Origin of the sequence: Haloplanus salinarum (assembly GCF_009762275.1) — an archaeon.
Lineage (GTDB): Archaea > Halobacteriota > Halobacteria > Halobacteriales > Haloferacaceae > Haloplanus > Haloplanus salinarum.
In genome coordinates, this window is sequence record NZ_CP034344.1 from 199904 (window position 1) to 220895 (window position 20992).

Below are 20992 nucleotides of genomic sequence, written 5' to 3' on the forward strand. Positions count from 1 at the left end.
TTCAACGCTTCTCACCGGCCCGAAACACGCCCGATTGGAACGGCGGGCATTTCAGCGGGCTGATGACATCGCCACCAATTCGCTGGGGAGTATTCTCTACATAACGCGGAACGACGCTCGCCGGAGTATGGTCGAGGACCGCTGGGCCGCGTCCCACGAACCCCTCCGTCTTCGTGCCGAGACGCTCGACGCGGTCGTTCGGGAGTGGTACGAGGGGCTCCACGGTCCGGTCCAGCCACTCTCCGGGCAGCTGAACCGCCGACTGGCGGAGTACGCGCTCGACAGAACGACAGCCGAAACAGATGGCGCTCTCGCCGGCGAACCGGCCTCGGCCGCTCTCGCGGATTCGTTCAGTAGCCGTTTCTCACTCTTCGATGACGCCGGCGTCGGGACCGCCGACGCACTGGCGACGGAGTTCGAGGGCTCAGCCCTCGATGACCGAATCTCGGCAGCTACTGTCGACACGTACCGCCACTACCAGGACCTCCATGCTGACTACGTTGATGAGTGGGTCTGTACCCGAGGAGAGATGTTCGACGCCGTCGCGACGGCGGACCAACCACTATCGGCGTTCTCCCCGGAACTGGATATCGTCGTCCTCTCCGGGTATCACGAGTTCCGCCCCGTCGAACGCCGCCTCATCGAACGCCTCGCTGACGAACTTCCGATGATTGCACTGCTGCCACTCCACCAGGATGGTCGGAGCGGAGTCGACGCCGTTGCAGAGGATGCCCTGGAAGTCTACGAGGTTCTTGACTTCGAGACAGTAGAACTCGAGCCCGTCGACGAGTCAGGGCGGGCCTTTGGAACGATCACTGAGTCGCTCTACCGTCCGGACCCGGACACTGTCCCTGCTCCAGACACTCTGCGATGGCGTGAACTCCCGACGCCCGAGCGCGAGATTCGCTTCGTCGCTCGCGAGCTCCGGACTGAGTTGGCCAATGGACGCGCTCCTGACGACCTGGCTGTCGTCGTCCCCGGGACCGAGGCCTATTCGGGGTACGTCGAGGACACGTTCGATACGTTCGACATTCCGCACGTCACGACCGCCGCATCACAGCTGAACCGAACGTTCACCGGGGGCGTCGTCCACGATCTCCTGAACCTCGCCGAACCGGATCCGCGGGCCGAGGACCTCACGTCCCTGTTAGCGAATCCACTGGTCGACGTCGTCGATACCGATCAAGCCATCGCCGTCACGGCAGCTGCTCGCCGGCGTGACACCGTTTCTGTGTCACTCCTGCTCGATGACGTCAACGACGAAGCAGCGGCACTGATCGAGGATCTGCTGGCCACGCTGGAGACGCTCCGAACAGGTGACGTCGAGGATGCAACCGAGACGTTCCGTCGACTGTTGGACGACCGGTTCGGATTGGAGGCGGCAACGGAGGAATACGCTAGCGGCGCCGAGCAAGCCGTCGAACAGCGAGCCTACGACCTCGTGGATGAGGTCCTCTCCTCGTTCGAGTCGCTGGCGGCAGTCAATAGCGAACTCTCTCCGTTGGCACTGTTCACCCGTGCATTCGATGGTGTGCCCATTCGGGTTCCACAGCGCGCTGCTGGTGGCCACGTTGAGGTGATGGGGCTGCTCGACGCCCGGATGCGCTCGTTCGAGAAGGTGTTCCTCGTGGGACTGACGAGCGAGCACTTCCCGGTAACGCCGGAACGCCCGGCCTTCTTCGAGGAGATGACCGACGCCCACCCACGGTTCGACACCGGCGACGAGCGACTTCGTGGTCGCTATCTCTTCGCGACGCTGCTCGCGAACGTCGACGAACTCACGATCACCACACCAGAGACGGGCGACGACGAGTCCGCAGTCGTCCGGTCGCCAGTCCTCGACGAACTCCAGCGCGTGACTGGTATCGAACCCGAAGACGGCGTCGACGACCGCGTGGGCTCCCGCGAGGACCTGCAGCGGCACGTCGCCGCTACGGCTGACCGGCGTGCTGCAGTCAGTCACGCCGGCGACCGGGGCGATCTCTCCCCCGAGCAGACCAAGCGCACGGATCGGGGACTCCGCTGTGCGGCCAACAGGGGAACGGCTGGCCTCTCGGACCACGACGGCGTGTTGGACCCCGAGACCGTCGCGGAAGTCTATCCACCGTCAGAGCGGGAACCCTACAGCGCGAGTCGCATCGAGCGATACGTCGAGTGTGGGTTCAAGTTCTACGCTGACGAAGTACTCGGAATCGAGGATCCCGACGACGTCGAGGTCGTCCCTACGCCTCTCGAAACTGGATCGTACGTCCACGACGTCCTCGAACGGTTCTTCGCGGATCTACAGGACGAAACCGAAGACGGTGTCGATCTCGCCGAGTTCGACCGAGACGACCTGGCGACACACCTTCGCGAGATTGCCGTCGAAGAACTCCAAGATGCAGACTTCGAGTACGACGGCCTGTTCTACGAGCGGTGGAAGGCGGAGCTGTTCGCAGGTCTTGGTGATGATGAGAGCGCTCCGTACGAGGCTGGGAGCAAACCCCACGACGCACCGGAACAGGGGTTGTTCGCTACGTTCCTCGACAACGAACTCTCCCGAGACGGCGCTGGCCGCCCACACCTATTCGAGGCCCCGTTCGGCGAGGGGCTTCCCGACTCGGATGGTGGTCCGTTCACGGTGGAGCGACCGGATGGTTCGACCGTCTCGATTCGTGGATACATCGACCGCGTCGACGTGAGCCGGGACGGCGAGCAACCGACGCTTACGCTCTACGACTACAAGACTGGGCGAGCACCGTATATGACGAAGACAACCGGTGGCACGAAGTTCCAGCTCCCCATCTATCTGCTTGCTGCCGCCGAGGTCGTCGACGGTGATCTGTTCGAGGAGGGCTCGCTCTCAGCGACGTACTATCAGGTACGACCCCCCAACGACCTCAAGGTTCCACGCGGTGTCGAGTCGAAGTTCGATTCCGAGGTTGAACTCCGTCGCTTCCTGAACGATGTCGTTCCGGAGTGGTTGGGCCAGATCGACGAGGCGGTCGCCAACGGACGGTTCCATACGACGCTTCTGTCGGCCCGCGGAGCGAACTGCCGATACTGTGACTACAGTCGGGCGTGCGATGTCCGCCACCACCGCAAGCGGGAGTTCGTCGACAAGGTTCACGAGGACGACGCCGCGTACGTTCCGCTCCGTGTTCGCGACGACGAGGATATCGAGGCGGTGATGAGCGATGACTGAACCCTCCGAGGAGATTCAGCTCACGGAGGAACAGGAGGATGCGCTCGTCCAGGGCCGGAACGTTGCGATCACTGCCGGTGCCGGGACGGGGAAGACGACGACGCTTACCGAACGGTACGTAACGATACTGGCCGACAACCCGTCACTCACCCCAGAGAATATCGTCACAATCACCTTCACCCGAAAGGCCGCTGCCGAACTGACCGAGCGCGTTCGGGAGGAGGTGTACGACCGGCTCGAGACTGTTGACTCACCAGAGGCCTACCACCGCTGGCGAAACGTCCTCGATGACTTGGAGGACGGCTACGTCCATACGATTCACGCGTTCTGTACCCGGCTCTTGCGAGAACGAGCCGTCGAGGCTCCGGTCCCGCTCGGCTTCGACGTGCTCGATGAAGACGGCGCCGCGACACTCCAACGCGAAGTCGTGACGGAGTTCCTCGAACGCAACCAGGACGATGACGATGTCGCGCTCCTCGCGCAGCTCTGGGGTCGCGACCAGTTGGTCGATGTACTCGCTGGGCTACTCGATGAGCGCCCACAGAGCGAGGCCGTCCTCGAGGAGTGGCGTGAGGCCGAGGTCGACGACTACGTCGATATCTGCTGGGAGGTCGTTTGTGATCTCGACGTTGCCGACGCTCGACAGACGCTGTATGTGGATGGACTCCTTGAGCAGATACGCACGGTCACGGGCCGTGTCGACCGCGAGGACGCTATCGCCGACGAGGACGGCCTTCGGGCCTACCGGACCTTCACCGAGGTCGCGACGACACTCCCTGCCGACCCGGAGGAAAGCGATCGCCGCGAGTGTCAGCGGGCAATCCTCGAGCTGTACGAGGCCTGTGAGAAGAAGAACGGCGGGCTGTACAGCAGTTCGGGGTACGTCGTCGGCGACCGGGACGAGTGGGATGAGTACGGTGAGGTCTACGACGACCTGAAGGACATCATCGACACGGTCATCGCTGCCGTCGAACCGCACGCTGATGCGGTCGAGACGACGCCCGGTGAGCTCGAAGCGAACGGCGCCCACTACGCGCTCGCCCTAATGCGCGTCTTCGACGATGTCCTCACAGCCTACACCGACGAGAAGGAGCGCCGCGATACGCTCGACTTTCCCGACGTGATCGAGACGACGCTCGAGTTCTTGCGAGCGAACGATGCCGTCACGGAGCGGCTACGAGAGCAGTTTGCGGCCGTGATGGTCGACGAGTTCCAGGACACGGACCCGCGACAGTGGGAGTTGGTCAAGCTCCTCACGGGCGTCGACGAGCAGACGGCGTCGAACGTCTTCTTGGTCGGCGACGAGAAACAAAGCATCTACGGCTTCCGTGGGGCCGACGTGACGACGTTCGGAGCGGCGAGAGCGGAACTCCAGACCGTCAACGAAGCCCGTGGGGTCGACGACGTCCCCGACAGCGAAGCCGAGAGTCCGACCGCGCTCGAACTCTCCGGGAACTTCCGGACGCTGGACGAGCCGCTGTCGTTCCTGAATGAGCTCTTCGAGTACCTGTTCCAACCGGAGGGGGACACCCACGAGCCCTACGAAGCGCCACCGCAGGAGCTGACCACGCAACGTGACCGTGTCGAGGACATCGAGGGACTCACTGGCAGCGTCGAGTATCTCGCTGTGCCCGACGACGCCGACACTGCGGCGGAACTCTTCGGCGATGACCATCCGGTTGCCGAAGGTGCGCTTGACCACACCATCGAGGCCGAGGCGCAAGCGCTCGCTGCCCGACTGACTCACCTGTTCGACGATCCGCCGCAAGTCCAAGACCCCGACACGGGTGATCATCGCGACGCTACGCCGGACGACACGGCAATCCTCCTCCGCCGGCGAACACATCTGGATCGGTATCAGCGGGCCCTCGAGGAGTACGACATTCCCTACACTGTCGTCGGTGGTGTCGGATTCTACGATACGCCTGAGGTCCAGGCGCTGACGAACCTGCTTCGGGTACTTGCTGATCCACAGGACGACGTCTCTCTCTATGGGGTGCTTCGGTCGCCGCTGTTTGGCTTCACCGATGACCGCGTCGCACCGGCGGTTGCCGAGGCTGATTCAGTGTGGGACGCGCTGGCCGAGACGGACGATCCACAGCTCTCGGACGCGTTCGACCTCCTCACGACGTGGCGGACGCTTAGCGGCTGCGCGACGCCGTCTGAGGATGGCGTCCTCCCGTGGAACCGTCTGTTGTCCCGAGTGATCGACGACACGGGGTATCTGGCGAGTGTGAGTGCTGACGAACGCGGTCAGCAGGCCGTCGCGAACGTCGAGAAGTTCCGTGATCAAGTCCGTACGTGGAGCGAGAACGGTGTTCACACGGCTGCTGGGTTGCTCCACCGGATCGACCGCCAAGCGGAGATCGACCCCCGAGAAGGAGAGGCTGACATCCCCGGCGATGTGGAGGGCGTCCGGATAATGACGATTCACGCCGCGAAGGGACTCGAGTTCCCGATCGTCACCGTCCCCGACCTCGGAAGTGATCTCAATTTCGGGCGGTCCGTCGACGACCACGGCTATGTCCGCCTCGTCGAGGGGACGACTGATGCCCCACCGATTCCTGCCGTGGGTGCCCCTCACCCCAACGATGCGTTCTCAATCGAGAAGACCGCAGTCCACGAATATGCCGATCGTCGCTCGCTCCCGCAAGAGCGTGCGGAATCCAAACGACTGCTCTACGTGGCCTGTACCCGAACTCGGGACCACCTGTTGCTGTGTGGAACACACGACATCGATATTGATGAGTCTGGACACATCGAACTCGGTGAGCCAGATGACTTCGCTGACGCCAGCCGATGGCGGGATTGGCTCCAACCAATTCTGTTCGACGACCAAGAGCTAGTCGCTGAGGCGGTTCACGAGGGAGCTACGGACGCTCGAATCGGTGACGCTTCATACACTATTCAGACGCCACCTCGGCCGGTTGAATGGCAGTCTGAGGCTCCCACGGAAGCGGTAGACCCTGCGATTACTGTCCCCTCTCCGCCGGAACGACAGGCCGCTGTTCGCGTTGCTGCGACAACACTCGTCAGTGCCGTTGCGGACGCTTCCGAGAACGGTCACAGCTACACGTCGGGGGATGAGACAATCGGATTGAGTCCGACCACCTTCGGAACTGTTGTCCATCGGCTCAATGAGCTCCGTCCTCCACGGGATGAGTGGCCCTCGTTCATTCGTCAGTTGAGTCGTATGGGAGGTGAGGAACCGACGGATGATGACCTCCAAGCAGCCGTGAGCCATGCCCAGGATGCGATCCGGTTCGTCGATGAAACTGAGGCGGCCCTCTCGCTTGAAGCCTCCAACGATGAGTACTCAGTTGTCGCTCGTCTCGATGACTCCCGCATAGTGGGTGATATCGACCGTCTTCTGGTCACTCCAGATGCGTATCACATCATCGACTACAAGACGAACGACCTGTCGTCGACAACGACCGGTGCCCTCGCTGATCACTATCGGCCGCAGATGCTTGCTTACGCTCTCGCGCTCTTTCAGCACGATCCCGCACGACAGGTTCGTGCTTCACTCCGGTTTACCGGTGTCGGCGTCGAAGAACAGTTTGAGTGGCAACGGAGTGAACTGACTGATATCGAATCCGAACTTCGCTCTATCTTGGATCTCGTCGTCTGAGCGCTAATTCTATTTTTGCTATTCCAGAGTAGTATACTATTTTGGAATAGCAAAAATATTCTGAATAGAATACTATTCGGGCTATTCACCACAGAGTTAAGTCGAGAGGGGTTGATACTGCTGAATAGCATGAGTGGCTCAGATAGTACGAATAGCATAGATAGAACGAATAGCCCGAATAGCCCATATGATTCGATACAGACCGACGGGAACTCTCGGGCGGTTTCGGTGTGTATGCTGAAGGGGGGTGTCGGCAAATCGACGATTGCTGTCAACCTCACTCGACAGCTGGCCGCACAGGACCACGATGTGCTCCTCATCGATCTTGATCCGAACGGCCACGCATCCGTCGGTTTAGGCTTTGACGACCAGTATCACAACACCGAGGAAACCATCGGTGACGTCTTCTTCGACGATGCTGACCCGACTTCTGTTGTCTACGATACCAGCTACGAGTTCGATATTCTCCCGTCCAGCGAGGACTTAGAACAGGTCGAGCGGGAGATCGTCGTGGGCGACGTGTTCCAACCTTCTGCGCTGCTCAAGCGGGAAGTCGTCGATCCACTCCTCGAGGACACGTACGACTATATCGTCACGGATTCGCCGGCGTACCGGTCCCGACTCACGGACAACGCGCTCGTCGCGACGGCGAATCTCGTGCTTCCGCTTGCCCCTGGAAACGAGGCGATGGCCGGCCTGGAGCGGACCATCGAGCGACAGATCTCACCGCTTCGGCAGCATATGGACGTCGACGTCCTGGCGCTAGTTCCGAATATGCTGAGCGGCCGTATCGACCAGCAGACCCAGGATCGCCAGCTGCTTGAACGCCTCAATTCGCACGATAACCTCCAGGACCGCATCCCGAACTTCGCACGAATCACGGACTGGGAGGCCGTCGACGCCGGCGACCTCAGCCCCTCACCGGGTATACGGGACCGAACCAGCATCACGAAAGCCTACGGCGAGCGCAAACCGCTGCTGGACTACGATCCCGACTGTGACCAGCTGAAGTGTTTTGACGAGTTGGCGCACATCGTCAAGGCCGGGGAGGTGGTCCGCCATGGCTGAGGACGATCCGTTCGCCGACTTGGGGGAGACACTCGAGGATGAACCGGATGACGAACCACAGGATACGGATGAGACGTCTGAATCGGAGACGACGGAGGAGACCTCTGCTCGTGACTCGGTCGAGCCGCGGGACCCGATGACCGATACTGCGTTCAGCTACGAGGCAGCCAAACAGCGCCCCTTCTACGCTCGTGAGGCCACGATCGAGGACTTCGATTCCTGGCTGAAGTACGAATTAGAGCGGGAACTCAACCAGCAGGGCTACCAGGACATCGTCGTTCGAGAGATGACTGATGCTCTCCTACGAACCGTTGTGGAGGAAGACCTCGTGGATGAAGTGGCCGAACGGTTCGAACAAGCCCGCGAGTCTGCTTCTTCAGAATCGACTGAATAGTATGCTATTCTAAAATAGAATACTATTCTACAATATCTTCACAGCAGCCTCAGAGGTGCCGAATTCCTCCTCAGTACGGTGGACTCAGCCGGGACCGCCGGCTCAGAGAAGATGAGACTGATCGTCTCAATGCATACGGGTCTGACACTGATTTCTTTGCACAGGACCTCTCGATCAGTCGATCCCGTGGCTTAACTTGAGCGCGTCGTCGATCTCACCCATTGTCGAGTCGTCGAGACTGCCAGCCACCGAATGGATTCGGTTCTCGACAGACACGACTCGAATTTGGTCAAGCCGCACGAAGTGATCTTTCTCAACCAGTGAGTCCGACGCTTCCACAAGTAACGCCAATCAACCCGTCAAGAAGTGAGAACGATGATACCTAACCGAGGACTTGTTCTGTCCGACATACTACGGTCGGTAGCGGCCGAAGCTTACAATATACACTGAATATTGAACGGAGCAAATAAAACGATATCAACACCCAGGAGTTTCCGTGATGAGAATAAACGGATCGCGCTCGCGATTGTAGTCGGCGACATCTCCGGCGACCGCTTCGATGAGTCGGCGATGAACTTCTCTGGCTGCTCGTCCCTCGTCTGGGCTCAAGTAGTGGAGCCCGCCCAGCTCCGTCCAGAAATCACCGTCAAGCCAAAACAGTGTCTCATCGTTCGACTGGTGGACGATGTCGCCGTTATCGCTCAGTCCCTCGGTGTCGAGTTGACCACCCGAGAGCTGGGCGCGTGCCAGCACCGCCACAAGCTGCCGGCGTGAAATGGATGCATGAACAGCAACATCGTCGATCAAACTCCCGAAGTAGTCTTCGACAGCATCAATCGTTTGGGAGAACTCATCAAGCGTAACGGAATCTAACGGTATTGTATCTCTTGGTACTTCTTGAGTTTCCCGAGATCGAGAGCCGCTAAGTAATACGTCAGATGCAAGGCTGAGTTCAATACTATCCGCCGTTCGACAGTACTGTGTTCTGTCCCTGCTCTCGTCCGCAGTGACCTCTTCTAAATACATATTCTCAGAGAGTTCCTTCACACGTCTGTAACAAGTGGCAATCGGAATATCTAGCTCTTGACTCAGCCAGCTAACTGATCGCGGCTCCCTTGCCGCCCGCAGTATATCTACGCTGTATTTCCGCCCGAGTACCTCAACTGCTTCCGTCGACATCTTGTTGCCACGATTGATTCTCAAGGCTGAATAGCTGTACCCTATATTTATCGATCTAATTCTATTAGGGCCGATATGAAATGGTTCTCTAAGCGAAAACATAATAGAGCGGAACAACAACATCGGATGTATGAGCGATGGAGACGCGTACACGGAACATACCCCCGCGGGACTTCTCGAATTGTCTTCGGAACTGAATCAAGCTGGTTCTATCGAGGACATCTCTGTCGTTGCTGTCCGAATGTTGGATCTCAATTTTGATGCGCCTCTTTCGGCGATCTGGGAGTACGATGAGCAGGAAAACGAACTCTGCCCAATCGCCGAATCAACTGAGGCACAAGAGGTGATCGGCGATGCACCTATCCTTCCACCTGACTCTCTCGCCGGACGTGTGTACAGACAGAACCGTCCGGAAGTGTTCGACGATGTCCACGAGGCCGATGGCACGTATAATTCAGACACCCCGATTCGGAGCGAAATTATTGTGCCAATTTCAGATTTCGGCGTCTTGAGTGTCGGAGCTACTGAACTCAATGCCTTTACTCAGAAAGACGCAGAACTGGCGAAAATCGTCGCCTCGAATCTCGAACCTGCAATTTCACAAATCCGACACCTCGAGGAGTTACAGGCTGAGCGTGATTGGACACACACGTTGTTTGAAAGCTCCAACGATGCCATTTTCATTAGTGATTCAGATGCGAATTTCGTCCAAGTGAATCAGGCTGCTTGCCAGTTAACTGGCTATGAGCGAGAGGAACTCCTCTCGATGCGTATTCCCGATCTTCACGAAGAGGTCGACTTACATGCCTATCAGGATTACCACGACCAAATTTTAGCCGGCGAACCAGCAACCACTGACGCAAAACTGCTTCGGAGCGACGACAGTAAAATCGATGTCGAGTTCTCGAACCGTCGGATCAAGCGCGATGGGGCGGCCTATATGCATACCGTGGCGAGAGATGTGACGGAACAGCGGGAACGCCAGCGTCGCCTAGAGTCGTTTAAGTCGGCCATCGAGAACGCGAGTGATGGGATTGCTATTTTGGAGAACGAGGAGTACACGTACGTTGATCAAACGCATGCCGAAATGTACGGGTTCGAGGACCAAGATGAGTTACTGGGGCAGACTTGGCGTGATTTGTATACTGATGCCGTTGAAATCGAGCGCATAGAGGATGAGGCGCTTTCAGCGCTCCGATCTGATGGAGAGTGGAGAGGCACTGTAACTGCATCTCCAGAAGGCAAGGGAGAATTCCCGACCGAACTATCGCTGACACGCTTGGAAGACGATCGAATCGTCTGTGTTGTCCGTGACGTGTCTGAAAAATATCGGCGTCAAGCGGAACTTCGGGAGAATGAGCGGCGTTTCGAGTCGGTGTTCGAAGACCCCGAAATGCTGGTGGCGTTATTAGAAACTGATGGTGAGACGATTGAGGTCAATGAAACAGCGCTAAACTACGTTTCGAACGACAAATCCGATATCTTGGGGGAACCGTTCTGGGAAGGAGACTGGTGGTCGCATTCCTCGGACCTACAAGAAGATCTAAAAAACTGGATCGAACGAGCGGCTGCTGGCGAGTATGTTAGTTTCCAGGCTGAACATTCGGATCAGGACGGTGACAGTCGGTTCATGACGGGCACAATCCGTCCGGTTACAGGGGAATCTGGAGTCGAATCGCTCGTCATTTCTAGCCGTGATATTACTCCCCGTGAGCGACGACGTCGCGAGTTAGAGACGTTCCAGCAGGCTGTCGAGGATGCGAAAGACGGCTTCGCTATTCTTGAGGATGGAGAATACACCTACATCGACGACACACACGTGGATATGTATGGATTCGATGGTACTGACCAACTCCTCGGGGACTCTTGGCGGATGCTCTATGACGAAGATGAGGAAGAGCGTCTTGAGTCGGAAGCCTTCCCTGTTCTTGAGTCGGAGGGCCACTGGCGGGGTAAGGTAACCGGATCCCGACCGGACGGGACCACATTCCCGGCTGATCTCTCTCTGACCATCATCGATGAGGGCCCCCTCGTTTGTACTGTGCGCGATCAGACTGCACAACGAGAACGGAAGCGCGAACTCGAACTCAAGGAGCAAGCGATTGACTCCTCGAATGTTGGGGTCATGATCACCGACCCACAGCGGGAAGACAACCCGATCGAGTACGTAAATAAAGGATTCACCGACATTACTGGCTACCAGGAGGACGACGCCTTAGGTCGTAATCCACGTTTCCTCCAGGGACCCGAGACAGACCCAGACGAAATATCGAAGCTTCGAGAGGCGATTGCGGCCGGTGAACCGGTAACGGTAGAACTGAAAAACTACCGAAAAGACGGGAGTGAATACTGGAATCGATTGTCTGTCACGCCAGTCACTGATGCAGATGGGACGCTTTCGAAGTTTATTGGCATACAGCAGGACGTAACAGGTCGGAGGCAACGGACTCGGAGCCTGGCAGAACAGAACCGGAAACTCGAATTGGTTCTTTCTGGAACGGACACTGGTATTGCAGAGTGGAGTCTTGAGACGGATCAGATATCATTCGACGACACGCTTGTCGATTTATTTGGCCATGATCCGGACAACTATGAAGAGTTCGTACAGATCGTCGCGCCAGAAGATCGAGGCCGTGTTCGTGATTCATTAGAACAAGTCGGCGAGATCAACGACTTGTCTGCGGATTTCAGAGTTATTGACGCCAACGAACAAACGCGATGGATACGCACAGATGCTGTTCTGATACCCGATGACGAAACTGGTGAGAAACTTGTCGCGATTGCAACGGATATCACGGAGCAAAAACGACGGACTCGGCAGATTCAACAGGAGCGGAAGCGATTTGAGATACTCTCCGAAAGTCTCGAAGAATACGCCTTTGTACTTCTCGATGACGATGGACAGATCGACAGCTGGAACGATGGAGCAGCCGACATCTTTGGATATGAGGAAGAAGCTGCAATTGGTATGCCAGCAGCAGAGTTACACCCTGAACAGGATCAAAAACGTGGGATTGCTGATCGGTTGTTAAAACAGGCATCACTCGCAGGAGAAAGTACTCACGAAGGACAGCGAGTCCGTCAGGATGGATCGTCGTTTCCTGCAGAAGTCTCATACGTCCCGCTTCAAACTGAAGATGGAGTGTTCCTGGGATACGGAATGGTCATCAGAGATCTTACTAACCAGCGTCAACAGCGGCGTAGAACAGAGCGGTTCGTTGAGGAATCAGTCGACGTCGTGTCTATCTTAGATCGCGACGGGTGTTTCACCTATCTTAGTGGCTCTGCTGAACGGGTTCTTGGATATGATCCAACTCAGCTAAATCAAGAGAGTGTCTTTGATTATATCCATCCAGAGGATCGGGAACGTGTAATGGAAGCGTTTTTCGCCGCCGTGGAGGATTCCGATTCAAGCGTTCAGCTAGAGTTCCAAGCAATGGATGCGGATGACGAGTGGATTACCGTAGAGGCACGTGGACGGAATCTCTTTGACGATGAAGCAATTGGTGGGTTTCTGTTATATATACGTGACATCAGTAATATAAGAGAACAAACGAAAAAATTCGAATCCGTATTCAATCAAACGTTCCAATTGACGGGTCTGATGACCCAGAGTGGTGAAATCCTTGAGCTAAACGACCCCTTCATGGAGTTCGGCGGCATACGTGTGGAGGAGAGCAGAGGCACACCGCTCTGGGAATGCCCTCTGTTCGCGCATTCGTCTGAAGTGCAAACTCAAATTAGACAGGCAGTTACTCAAGCATCTTCGGGTTCATTCGTTCGGTTCGACGTGGAAGCAGAAGGCGTTGATGGACTCGCCAGCTTCGACTTCTCGGTCAAGCCGATCTCAAGCCAGCACGGGGAGCTTAGCTTCCTAGTATTTGAGGCACGAGATATTACAGCTCAGGAACAGCGTCAGCAACACGTCCAGGTCTTACACCGGATTATGCGGCACAATATCCGAAATGATCTGACGAAACTGAGAGGGTATGTCGATCTGCTTGCGTCGGACACAGAGACAGACACTCGTGAACAGCGCGCTGCGACGATCCGAGACATTCTCGACAAGTGGGAAAGAATGGCAAACAAGACCCAAGAGCTCCAGAATATACTCACGAGCGAGAGCGCTCTCGCTTCCTACCAGAGTGCTCAGCAAATAGCTCAGGATATTCAAGCCAAAAAAGAAGACGAATATGCTAATGCGAATATCACTATCACAGCCGACCACGATCTAGAATCACAAATACCGAGTGAACTTGACAAGGCGATTTCTGAGCTCGTTGAGAACGCCATCACAGCGAACGATACTGAGCATCCATCCGTACAGATCAGTGTCTCGCAATCCGATGAACGGTGGGTAGAGGTTTGTGTGTCCGATACTGGGCCTGGACTCCCGGAAATGGAGAAAAATCTCCTCGAAACTGGCGAAGAAACGCCGCTGAGTCACGGGCAGGGACTCGGATTGTGGATGGTGCGATCACTGGTGACTCGTGCCGGGGGATCGATTTCAGTTGAAACCTCGGGCGATGGGAGTGAGATCAGACTGGAAGTCCCCACCCAACCGGCTCGAGAGGACTCAGAAAAACCGGGCATCGTGTCGTAAACTATGACCCAAGACGGAAATACAAAAATCCTGGTCGTCGAGGATGACCAGAGTTTGGCTGAGCTGTATGCAGAGTGGCTCGCAGACCGCTATGTTGTCGAAACCGCGTACTCTGGCGAAGAAGCCTTGGAAGCGTTCGATGCGACTGTCGATATCGTTCTTCTGGATCGGATGATGCCCGGGTTATCCGGCGGAGAGGTTCTCACGCGACTCAGACAATATGAGTCGAACTGCCAGGTGGTTATCGTCTCTGCGGTGACACCGGACTTCGATATCGTCAAAATGGGATTCGATGCGTATCTCGAAAAGCCCGTTGAAGCTGACGACCTCGAAGACGTTATCTCCCAGATGCTCACTCGTGCCGAGTACAACGAGGATCTGCAAGAGCTGTTCTCGCTGATAGAACGCCAATCGACCTTGGAAGCCGTCATGGAGGCAGATACCCTCGAAACGAGCCCGAAATACCAGGCACTCACAGACCAAATCACAGAACTCGAAAATAAAGTCGAACGGTACCTCCAGAACCTGCCAGATAGGGATTTTCGAGTGGCTATCGAGCGTCTGCAACGAACTGCAGCAGAGCGCAGGGAACAACAGCAGTACCAGTCCCTCACTGAAGACGTATTAGACACATCACAGGAAGGGGTCATTGTAATTGACCGTGATGGACAAGTGGTGTGGGCAAACGAAACTACCGAAGAATTACTCGGAGTTGATAGAGACGATATCCAAGGGGCTGACTACAGTCGAATTGCTTCTGAATCGTACCAGGAATATCCCTCAGGTGAGCAAACACTGTCTGACCTCGTAACTCATTCTCTAGAGAACATGAATTCCGAAGTCGAAGCCATCGTCCGTATCCCTGAGACGGCTTCGAAAGAGCAGCAGTGGTTGGAGTACTGGAGCGGGCCGATTCAAACTGGTCTTTATGCAGGCGGGCGGATTGAACACTACCACAATATTACAGAGAGGTACGCGTATGAACAACAGCTTGAGGATCTGCATGCGGTTTCCCGCGATCTAATGACAGCGGACTCGGAACGTAGCATCGGCGAGACCGTGACAACTGCCGCAGTCGGGGAACTCGGATTCGAGTTTGCCGCGATATATACACGAGAAGAGCACACGGGACGCTTGGTCCCACTAGCACACGCATCCACGGAAGATGTTACTGAAATCGACCTTCCCACTATCTCTGAAGGAGACACACCAGTCTGGACGACCTATGTGACTCGAACGGAACAGTTGGCTCCCGACGACGAAGACGTAGTAGATACTCGGTCGAGCCAGTGGTTGGCAGAGGAGTTCTCGTCGTGGCGACTCTACTCACTAGAATCAGAGGGGGTTCTGTTGGTGGGGATGACCACGACGCCAGAGATCCCCTCGAGAAAGAACAAATTGGCAAAGACGTTAGCAGCGAACGCAGCAAGCGCATTCGAACGAACAGCACAAGAGGCGGCCCTTCGGCAACGCGACCAGCGGTTAAACGAGCAAAACGAACGGCTGACACGACTGGATCGCATCAACACACTGATACGGTCGATAAGTGCCACGGTTATCAGTGCAAATACACGAGAAGAACTGGAGCAAGAGGTCTGTAATGCTTTAGCTCATCTGGATCTGATTAGCGGGGCGTGGATCGGTAAAAAAGATATTAATACGAACACGATCGAGGTCAGAGCCAAAACGGAGTCGCTCCAATATCAAAAAGTGGGGGCGAACGACACTCCAGCAGATGACAATACCCAGCGGAGTAACTCTACATTGCCACCTGCTGAACGGGCATACAGGATTGAAGGTTCGGTCGTGGAGAGCGACTTAATGACCGCTCACTCCGAAACGGAGTGGGAACAAGACGCACTGAAAAATGGCACCAACTCGATTGTGGCTGTACCACTACAGAGCGAGGCTTCGATCCTTGGCGTATTAGAAGTCCACTCCAAACTACCAAACGCCTTCGCTGAAGAAGAGGTGACAGCCCTCACAGAGCTCGGTCAAATAATAGGTCACGGGATATCAGCACTCCAGCAAAAGGCGGCGCTTCTATCTGGTGGGGGCACAATTCTCGAAATTCAGTTCGAGGACGATACTGGCCTTGCAACTCTTGTTTCGGATATGGAGACGGATCTCGAAGTGTTGAATGTAGTGACTGAGAGTCCAGATCACCTCCTGTTCGCGCGAGTGACCGGTGAAAACGTGACCCCCGAGGCGTTCGAAGCTGCTGGTTTCGATCCAGAGACGGTCATTTTGAGCGACTCTCGAAATGGTATCTACTGTAAAGTCCCGGTGCGGAACAGCAGCTTTTGCGAGAAACTGACCGACCAAGGAGTTGCCATAAATCAAATCACAAACGCTTCCGAGTCCAACGAGATCGTGGTTTCAGTAACCGTGCCATTCACCGTCGACGTCGGGGAATATCTGAGTTCACTCCGGGAAGACTACAGCGATCTCACCCTGTTATCCAAACTGGATAGTGAGCGGGGAGAAACTAATACCTCTCTCTCAGTACGTCTTGATGGAGCTCTTACCGCCCGGCAAGAAGAAGTCTTGCAGACGGCGCTCTACGCAGGATATTTTAATTGGCCGCGGGATGCAGATTCGACGTCGATTGCCAAGACTCTCGATATCGCACAGTCAACGTTCAACCAGCATCTTCGAGCTGCTGAGTCTAATCTGCTGACGACTCTCTATCAGGATTCAACCGAGCTGTGACCTGCCTCAGTATCACGTTCTACAGTACTCGGGCTGTCCTGCTTATCGACATTCGGAAAACTGGCTCCAAATAGTGGGCCTTTCCATATAGGCATTAAATTTGGCAACCCGATATTAGAGGGTAGAAGACGTTTGATTGTAGAATAGATGTATTCTTTATGGCCGAAAGCTCTCCGCACCGAGAGTCTGAACCTACGGGATGGAGTACAGATTCCCAAATAGTGCGTGAATTTGATAGACCTGTCCGTGTTTCGGATGCGGTCATTGAGACACTTATAGAAGCTGTCGAAGACTGGCCGGAACTCAGTAGATCACCTCCGGTGTTCGAATTTGTTGATGCAGACAAATTAGATGGCTTGTTCAAAACTCGTACAGTCGAGGAGACCAGTCATATGCCCTCTGTGGAGTTTCTCTTTCAGGACGCACTTGTGACGGTCATGTACGCATCAACGGTGCGTGTCATCGTCGAACGAGATGCGTGAGTGAGAATAGATGACCCATTCCAGTACCGTTCTGATCGTCGAAGACGAAGAGAATCTCGCTGACTTGTTCGGCATTTGGCTACAGGAGCAGTTCGAGGTTCATGTGGCCTATTCCGGGGAAGATGCACTGGAAATCTTCGCTGAGGAACCGATTGATATTGTCCTTTTAGATCGTCGAATGCCGGGCCTCTCTGGCACGGAAGTGCTACAATCAATTCGTGAAGGCGGCGATGCCCAGCAGGTGATCATGGTAACAGCTGTTCAGCCAACGGAAGACCTAGCGTCCATCGATGTGGATGACTATCTTCTCAAACCAATCGACCGGACAAAGCTTCTTCGAGCTGTGGAAGCTGCAGAGCTGATTCTAACATACGAAGATTCACTCACAGAGCTTCTCTCACTCACCGCGAGGAAAGCCACGTTAGAAGCGAACCTTGACAAAACAGAGCTGGAACAGGACGATCGATACGGCGATCTCCTCCAGAGAATACGGGAGTTGGAGGAGGAAGCTGATACGACACTTCAGCGTCTCGAAACAGATTATCAGATCGATATGCTGGTCAGAGACCAGCGTATCGGATCCCAACCTGTAGAGCAATTCTGATATGGTGCGAGGAGCCGTGGCATCCACTAATTGTGCTACCAGCAGCAGTATCGAAGTACTCGCAGAAAATAAATATCCGCTGCTCATCGGATTGGTCTTCGTACGAGCTATAGATGCGAGTCTCACGTACTATGGGCTGAGCATCGGACTGCGAGAAGCCAATCCGATTGTCGTACTTATTCTTGAGACTCTCGGAATCATCCCCGGCCTATTCTTTCTCTCGTCGGTGTCACTAGTGTTATTATTCTTTCTTGGTGAATACCTGCTTCCCGGAGTCGCACAATCGAGACATAATATCGATCTGTGGAGCAATGTAGCATACCTTTCAGTTTTGGTCGTATGGAGCGCTGTGTCGCTTCATAATATGGTACTCATTTGGATATGAGATTGATCGAGTTTGTCGGTTTATTAATATATGCTTCAATTGTGTTAATTATATCATTTGCTATGCTGCTTTCTCTGCTTTGATTTCTGCAATGAAGCTCCAAACCCTCATTTTATAAACGGTATAGGAGGATGCCTTAGCCCTGCGGCAATTCACGGATTAAAACTGGATAGAGTATTGGCACTTATTAGCAGATACAATCCACGAGTTACACTATACATAGCCCCGTTCATCCCTCAAAGCCGGATTATAGATAGTAAGGCCAATACTTAGACGTTGACAATATTGATCAGGTATATCTATTGGGTTCAGAATTATGTTCTTCCTCAATAATAATCGAACCGGATACCTCTCAAACTGGTATCCAGCGAAGCGTCAGAGGCACACCCACCCCACCCCCCACCCCCCGTTTAATTAAATATAACACGCGTTTTGAGTTCGTTCTACTTTCTATAGACTGATGCCCTACACCAGTCAGTCCTGTCGGACTGTGTTTCGACGGATCGCCCAACGACAATATAGTGAGTGGCCGGCGTACAATTCGACACCATTGTACGATCGAACGTCGCTCGCTGGACTGGAATCTGATATCCGGACAGTCTCAGAGACGTGGTTCGATCACGATAGTCACGACTCTATCGAGGAGTTCGTCTGTGCACTCCCGCTAGCCTACTTTCGATTTAGCGCCCATGATCAGTATGCGGGGTCGACACGCTACCAGATGGCCACTCTCTTCCGGGTGTTCGTCCTGCAAGAATGCCACGGGTGGGAGCACGAAACCGCACTCGTTGGCTACCTCAGGAACCACCCTGAACTCCGCGATAAACTGGGGTTCGAGACGATCCCGTACCAATCGACACTGTGGCGAAGCTGGCACGAGCGGTTCACCCCTGACCTCCGAGAGACTGTCGAGACAGCGGCTCGAACGATTCTCATCAAAGCACAGAATGCAGGTGTCGCGGTTCCGCGTGAGCCGGCACGAAAGCTCCGATACCACGGGAACGAGTCTGGTGAGTCAGACCCGAATGATCAAACTACGTTGGAGCAGGCAGAGAAGATCACCGGACACGTCAGCCGCATCGTGTTCCCGGCGTTTTCGCTGGAACGTGGCGAGGGCTGTGAGATACACGAGAACGCCTACTGGGACTTACAGACGTATCTCGGACTTCGCGAGCGGCTGGCCGCGAATGAAGGGGCTCGCAGTTTTGTCTACGAATCGACTCGGGATCGGACACCGCTGGGCCACGCCCATCGCGAGCACATCCGCGACCTCTCGGTTGACCAAGTGCGAGAGATGTACCGGCAGGCCATCACTCGGCTCCTGAACGAAGTTGCGGAGACAGAGCAGTTCTTTCGAGCGGGGATCGTCGCGATCGACATTACCGAAGCTGACCCCTTCACAGGCGATAGAACTGGCTACGAGGATGAGATCATCGGAACGAAGGAGAAGAACGACGAATACGCCTACCAGTGGGCGACGGTGCAGTTGGTCGGGAATGCCGTCCCGATTGTGCTGGACGCGCGCCCCGTCCGAAAGGGGGAGACACGACTGGAAATCGTCGAGGACTTGCTGGATTCGGCTGAGGACCTCGTTCACGTCGATAACGTGCTGATGGACCGGGAGTTCGATAGCCAGCACGTCCTAGAGATGATCAGCCAGCGCGGCCTCTCCTACGTCGTTCCCAAGCGGATGCAGACCAGCGAGAAGGCCCAAGCCAAGCGGTTGCTCCAGCGTGACCAGGACCGATACGAGACGGATCGGAAGCTTCACCTCGGCAAGAACGAATGGCACGAGACGACGCTGATCTACCGGCGGAAAGAGGACTCCGAGTACGACGATCACCGGCAGTATTCGGTGTTCATGACGAACCGGGGGAGCGGACACCTTACGAAGTATGGCTACCGATGGGAAATCGAGAGCGGCTACAGATCGATAAAGCGGTTCATGGCGGCGACGACGTCGAAGGATTTCGGGCTACGGTTCTTCTACTTCGCATTCGCCTGCCTGTTGTACTCGATCTGGCGGGCTGTCGATCTGCTCGTGCAGGTTGAGTTGACTGGTGAGTACGAACATTCGCCGATGGTAACAGCCGACAACACGCTGACGCTGCTGAAGAAGGAGACTGGAATCGGGTAGTGAGGATCTCTCCCCGTGGTAGCGCGGTGTCTAAGTGGCTACACTACCCGCGGTCTCGGAAACACCTCGAATAAATTGGCTATCCAACAATAACGGCCGTTCAGAAAGCGATCTGAATCAGTTTCTGCTCATCGATTCGGCCGAAACCACGCATCACAGCCCCGCTAATCCCGCTGTAGTCTCAACTTCCAGCCGGCTCAGAGGAGTTGAGACTGGCCATCTCAATGCATATGCCTCAAGCCCTCACTGCTCAGTCGTGCAGAGTTGGTCGATTTGCTCGTCCAAGTCGAGTTGACGGGTGAGTACGAACACTCACCTATTGTGACGGCCGACAATACGCTTACGCTGCTGAAGAAGGAGACCGGAATCGGATAGAGCGGTGCTCTGTCCGGGGCAATGCGGATTCCTGAGTGGCAACGCTGTCGGGAATCTTGGAAATTCCTCGATCCAGTTGGCAGTACGACACGAGAAAATCTTTGAGAGGGGATTCTAAGCGTCCTCCACTTACAAATTCGCCCGAAACCACGCATTACAGCCCCGCTAAACCCGCCGTAGTCTCAACTTCCACTGGCAAGAGTGGTTGAGGGTGGTTGTCTCAATGCATATGGTTCCC

The 20992-nt window shown here is 55.5% G+C and carries 11 protein-coding genes and 1 pseudogene; 10 read left to right on the plus strand and 2 right to left on the minus strand.

Translation table 11 applies throughout. From position 1 onward, the window contains the following. Positions 1–127: 127 nt before the first annotated feature. The 4 genes from EI982_RS00960 (at position 128) to EI982_RS00975 (ending at position 8277) form a co-directional block, all read left to right on the plus strand. Positions 128–3184 carry a PD-(D/E)XK nuclease family protein gene (locus EI982_RS00960; protein ID WP_157687725.1) on the plus strand — a complete coding sequence of 1019 codons (3057 nt, stop codon included), beginning with the start codon at positions 128–130 and terminating at the stop codon, positions 3182–3184. Next, positions 3177–6815 carry a UvrD-helicase domain-containing protein gene (locus EI982_RS00965; RefSeq protein ID WP_157687726.1) on the plus strand — a complete coding sequence of 1213 codons (3639 nt, stop codon included), beginning with the start codon at positions 3177–3179 and terminating at the stop codon, positions 6813–6815. The genes EI982_RS00960 and EI982_RS00965 overlap by 8 nt, the downstream gene beginning before the upstream one ends. A 129-nt stretch (positions 6816–6944) precedes the next feature. Beyond that, a complete protein-coding gene (locus tag EI982_RS00970) occupies positions 6945–7883 on the plus strand; it encodes a ParA family protein (RefSeq protein WP_157687727.1) in 939 nt (312 codons plus the stop codon). Further along, positions 7876–8277: a DUF7970 domain-containing protein gene (locus EI982_RS00975; RefSeq protein ID WP_157687728.1), complete on the plus strand. Its 402-nt coding sequence runs from the start codon at positions 7876–7878 to the stop codon at positions 8275–8277. The genes EI982_RS00970 and EI982_RS00975 overlap by 8 nt, the downstream gene beginning before the upstream one ends. 174 nt (positions 8278–8451) lie before the next feature. On the opposite strand, the pseudogene EI982_RS00980 reads toward EI982_RS00975, so the two are convergent. Together EI982_RS00980 and EI982_RS00985 are read right to left on the minus strand one after the other, a co-directional pair. Continuing rightward, positions 8452–8622, minus strand: a pseudogene (locus tag EI982_RS00980) (type II toxin-antitoxin system PemK/MazF family toxin); the annotation flags it as partial. A 132-nt stretch (positions 8623–8754) separates the two neighbouring features. Then, positions 8755–9156, minus strand: coding sequence for a DUF8048 family protein (locus tag EI982_RS00985; protein ID WP_089767472.1), 402 nt, complete (start codon positions 9154–9156; stop codon positions 8755–8757). 430 nt (positions 9157–9586) lie between these two features. On the opposite strand from EI982_RS00985, the gene EI982_RS00990 reads away from it, so the two are divergent. From EI982_RS00990 to EI982_RS01005, 6 genes are all read left to right on the plus strand, one after another. Next, positions 9587–14059, plus strand: a complete 4473-nt coding sequence (locus EI982_RS00990) for a PAS domain S-box protein (protein WP_157687729.1) — start codon at positions 9587–9589, stop codon at positions 14057–14059. Between the two features lie 3 nt (positions 14060–14062). Continuing rightward, positions 14063–16771 (plus strand): response regulator, encoded by a 2709-nt coding sequence (locus tag EI982_RS00995; RefSeq protein WP_157687730.1) that lies wholly within the window; start codon positions 14063–14065, stop codon positions 16769–16771. Between the two features lie 158 nt (positions 16772–16929). After that, positions 16930–17253, plus strand: coding sequence for a HalOD1 output domain-containing protein (locus EI982_RS19055; RefSeq protein WP_199243577.1), 324 nt, complete (start codon positions 16930–16932; stop codon positions 17251–17253). A gap of 10 nt (positions 17254–17263) precedes the next feature. Further along, entirely contained in the window at positions 17264–17857 is a 594-nt protein-coding gene (locus EI982_RS01000; RefSeq protein WP_157687731.1) for a response regulator, read from the plus strand. Position 17858: 1 nt separating this feature from the next. Beyond that, the gene (locus EI982_RS19060; protein WP_394352047.1) at positions 17859–18242 is read left to right on the plus strand and encodes a DUF5658 family protein; all 384 of its coding nucleotides are present in this window, start codon (positions 17859–17861) and stop codon (positions 18240–18242) included. Between the two features lie 460 nt (positions 18243–18702). Continuing rightward, entirely contained in the window at positions 18703–20379 is a 1677-nt protein-coding gene (locus tag EI982_RS01005; protein ID WP_157687732.1) for a transposase, read from the plus strand. The last annotated feature ends 613 nt before the right edge of the window (positions 20380–20992 follow it).

What these genes read in the sequence shown, in the direction of transcription:
- EI982_RS00960 (WP_157687725.1), top strand. Translation starts at nt 128, where the DNA reads ATGGTCGAGGACCGCTGGGCCGCGTCCCACGAACCCCTCCGTCTTCGT.
- EI982_RS00965 (WP_157687726.1), top strand. Translation starts at nt 3,177, where the DNA reads ATGACTGAACCCTCCGAGGAGATTCAGCTCACGGAGGAACAGGAGGAT.
- EI982_RS00970 (WP_157687727.1), top strand. Translation starts at nt 6,945, where the DNA reads ATGAGTGGCTCAGATAGTACGAATAGCATAGATAGAACGAATAGCCCG.
- EI982_RS00975 (WP_157687728.1), top strand. Translation starts at nt 7,876, where the DNA reads ATGGCTGAGGACGATCCGTTCGCCGACTTGGGGGAGACACTCGAGGAT.
- EI982_RS00990 (WP_157687729.1), top strand. Translation starts at nt 9,587, where the DNA reads ATGAGCGATGGAGACGCGTACACGGAACATACCCCCGCGGGACTTCTC.
- EI982_RS00995 (WP_157687730.1), top strand. Translation starts at nt 14,063, where the DNA reads ATGACCCAAGACGGAAATACAAAAATCCTGGTCGTCGAGGATGACCAG.
- EI982_RS19055 (WP_199243577.1), top strand. Translation starts at nt 16,930, where the DNA reads ATGGCCGAAAGCTCTCCGCACCGAGAGTCTGAACCTACGGGATGGAGT.
- EI982_RS01000 (WP_157687731.1), top strand. Translation starts at nt 17,264, where the DNA reads ATGACCCATTCCAGTACCGTTCTGATCGTCGAAGACGAAGAGAATCTC.
- EI982_RS19060 (WP_394352047.1), top strand. Translation starts at nt 17,859, where the DNA reads ATGGTGCGAGGAGCCGTGGCATCCACTAATTGTGCTACCAGCAGCAGT.
- EI982_RS01005 (WP_157687732.1), top strand. Translation starts at nt 18,703, where the DNA reads ATGCCCTACACCAGTCAGTCCTGTCGGACTGTGTTTCGACGGATCGCC.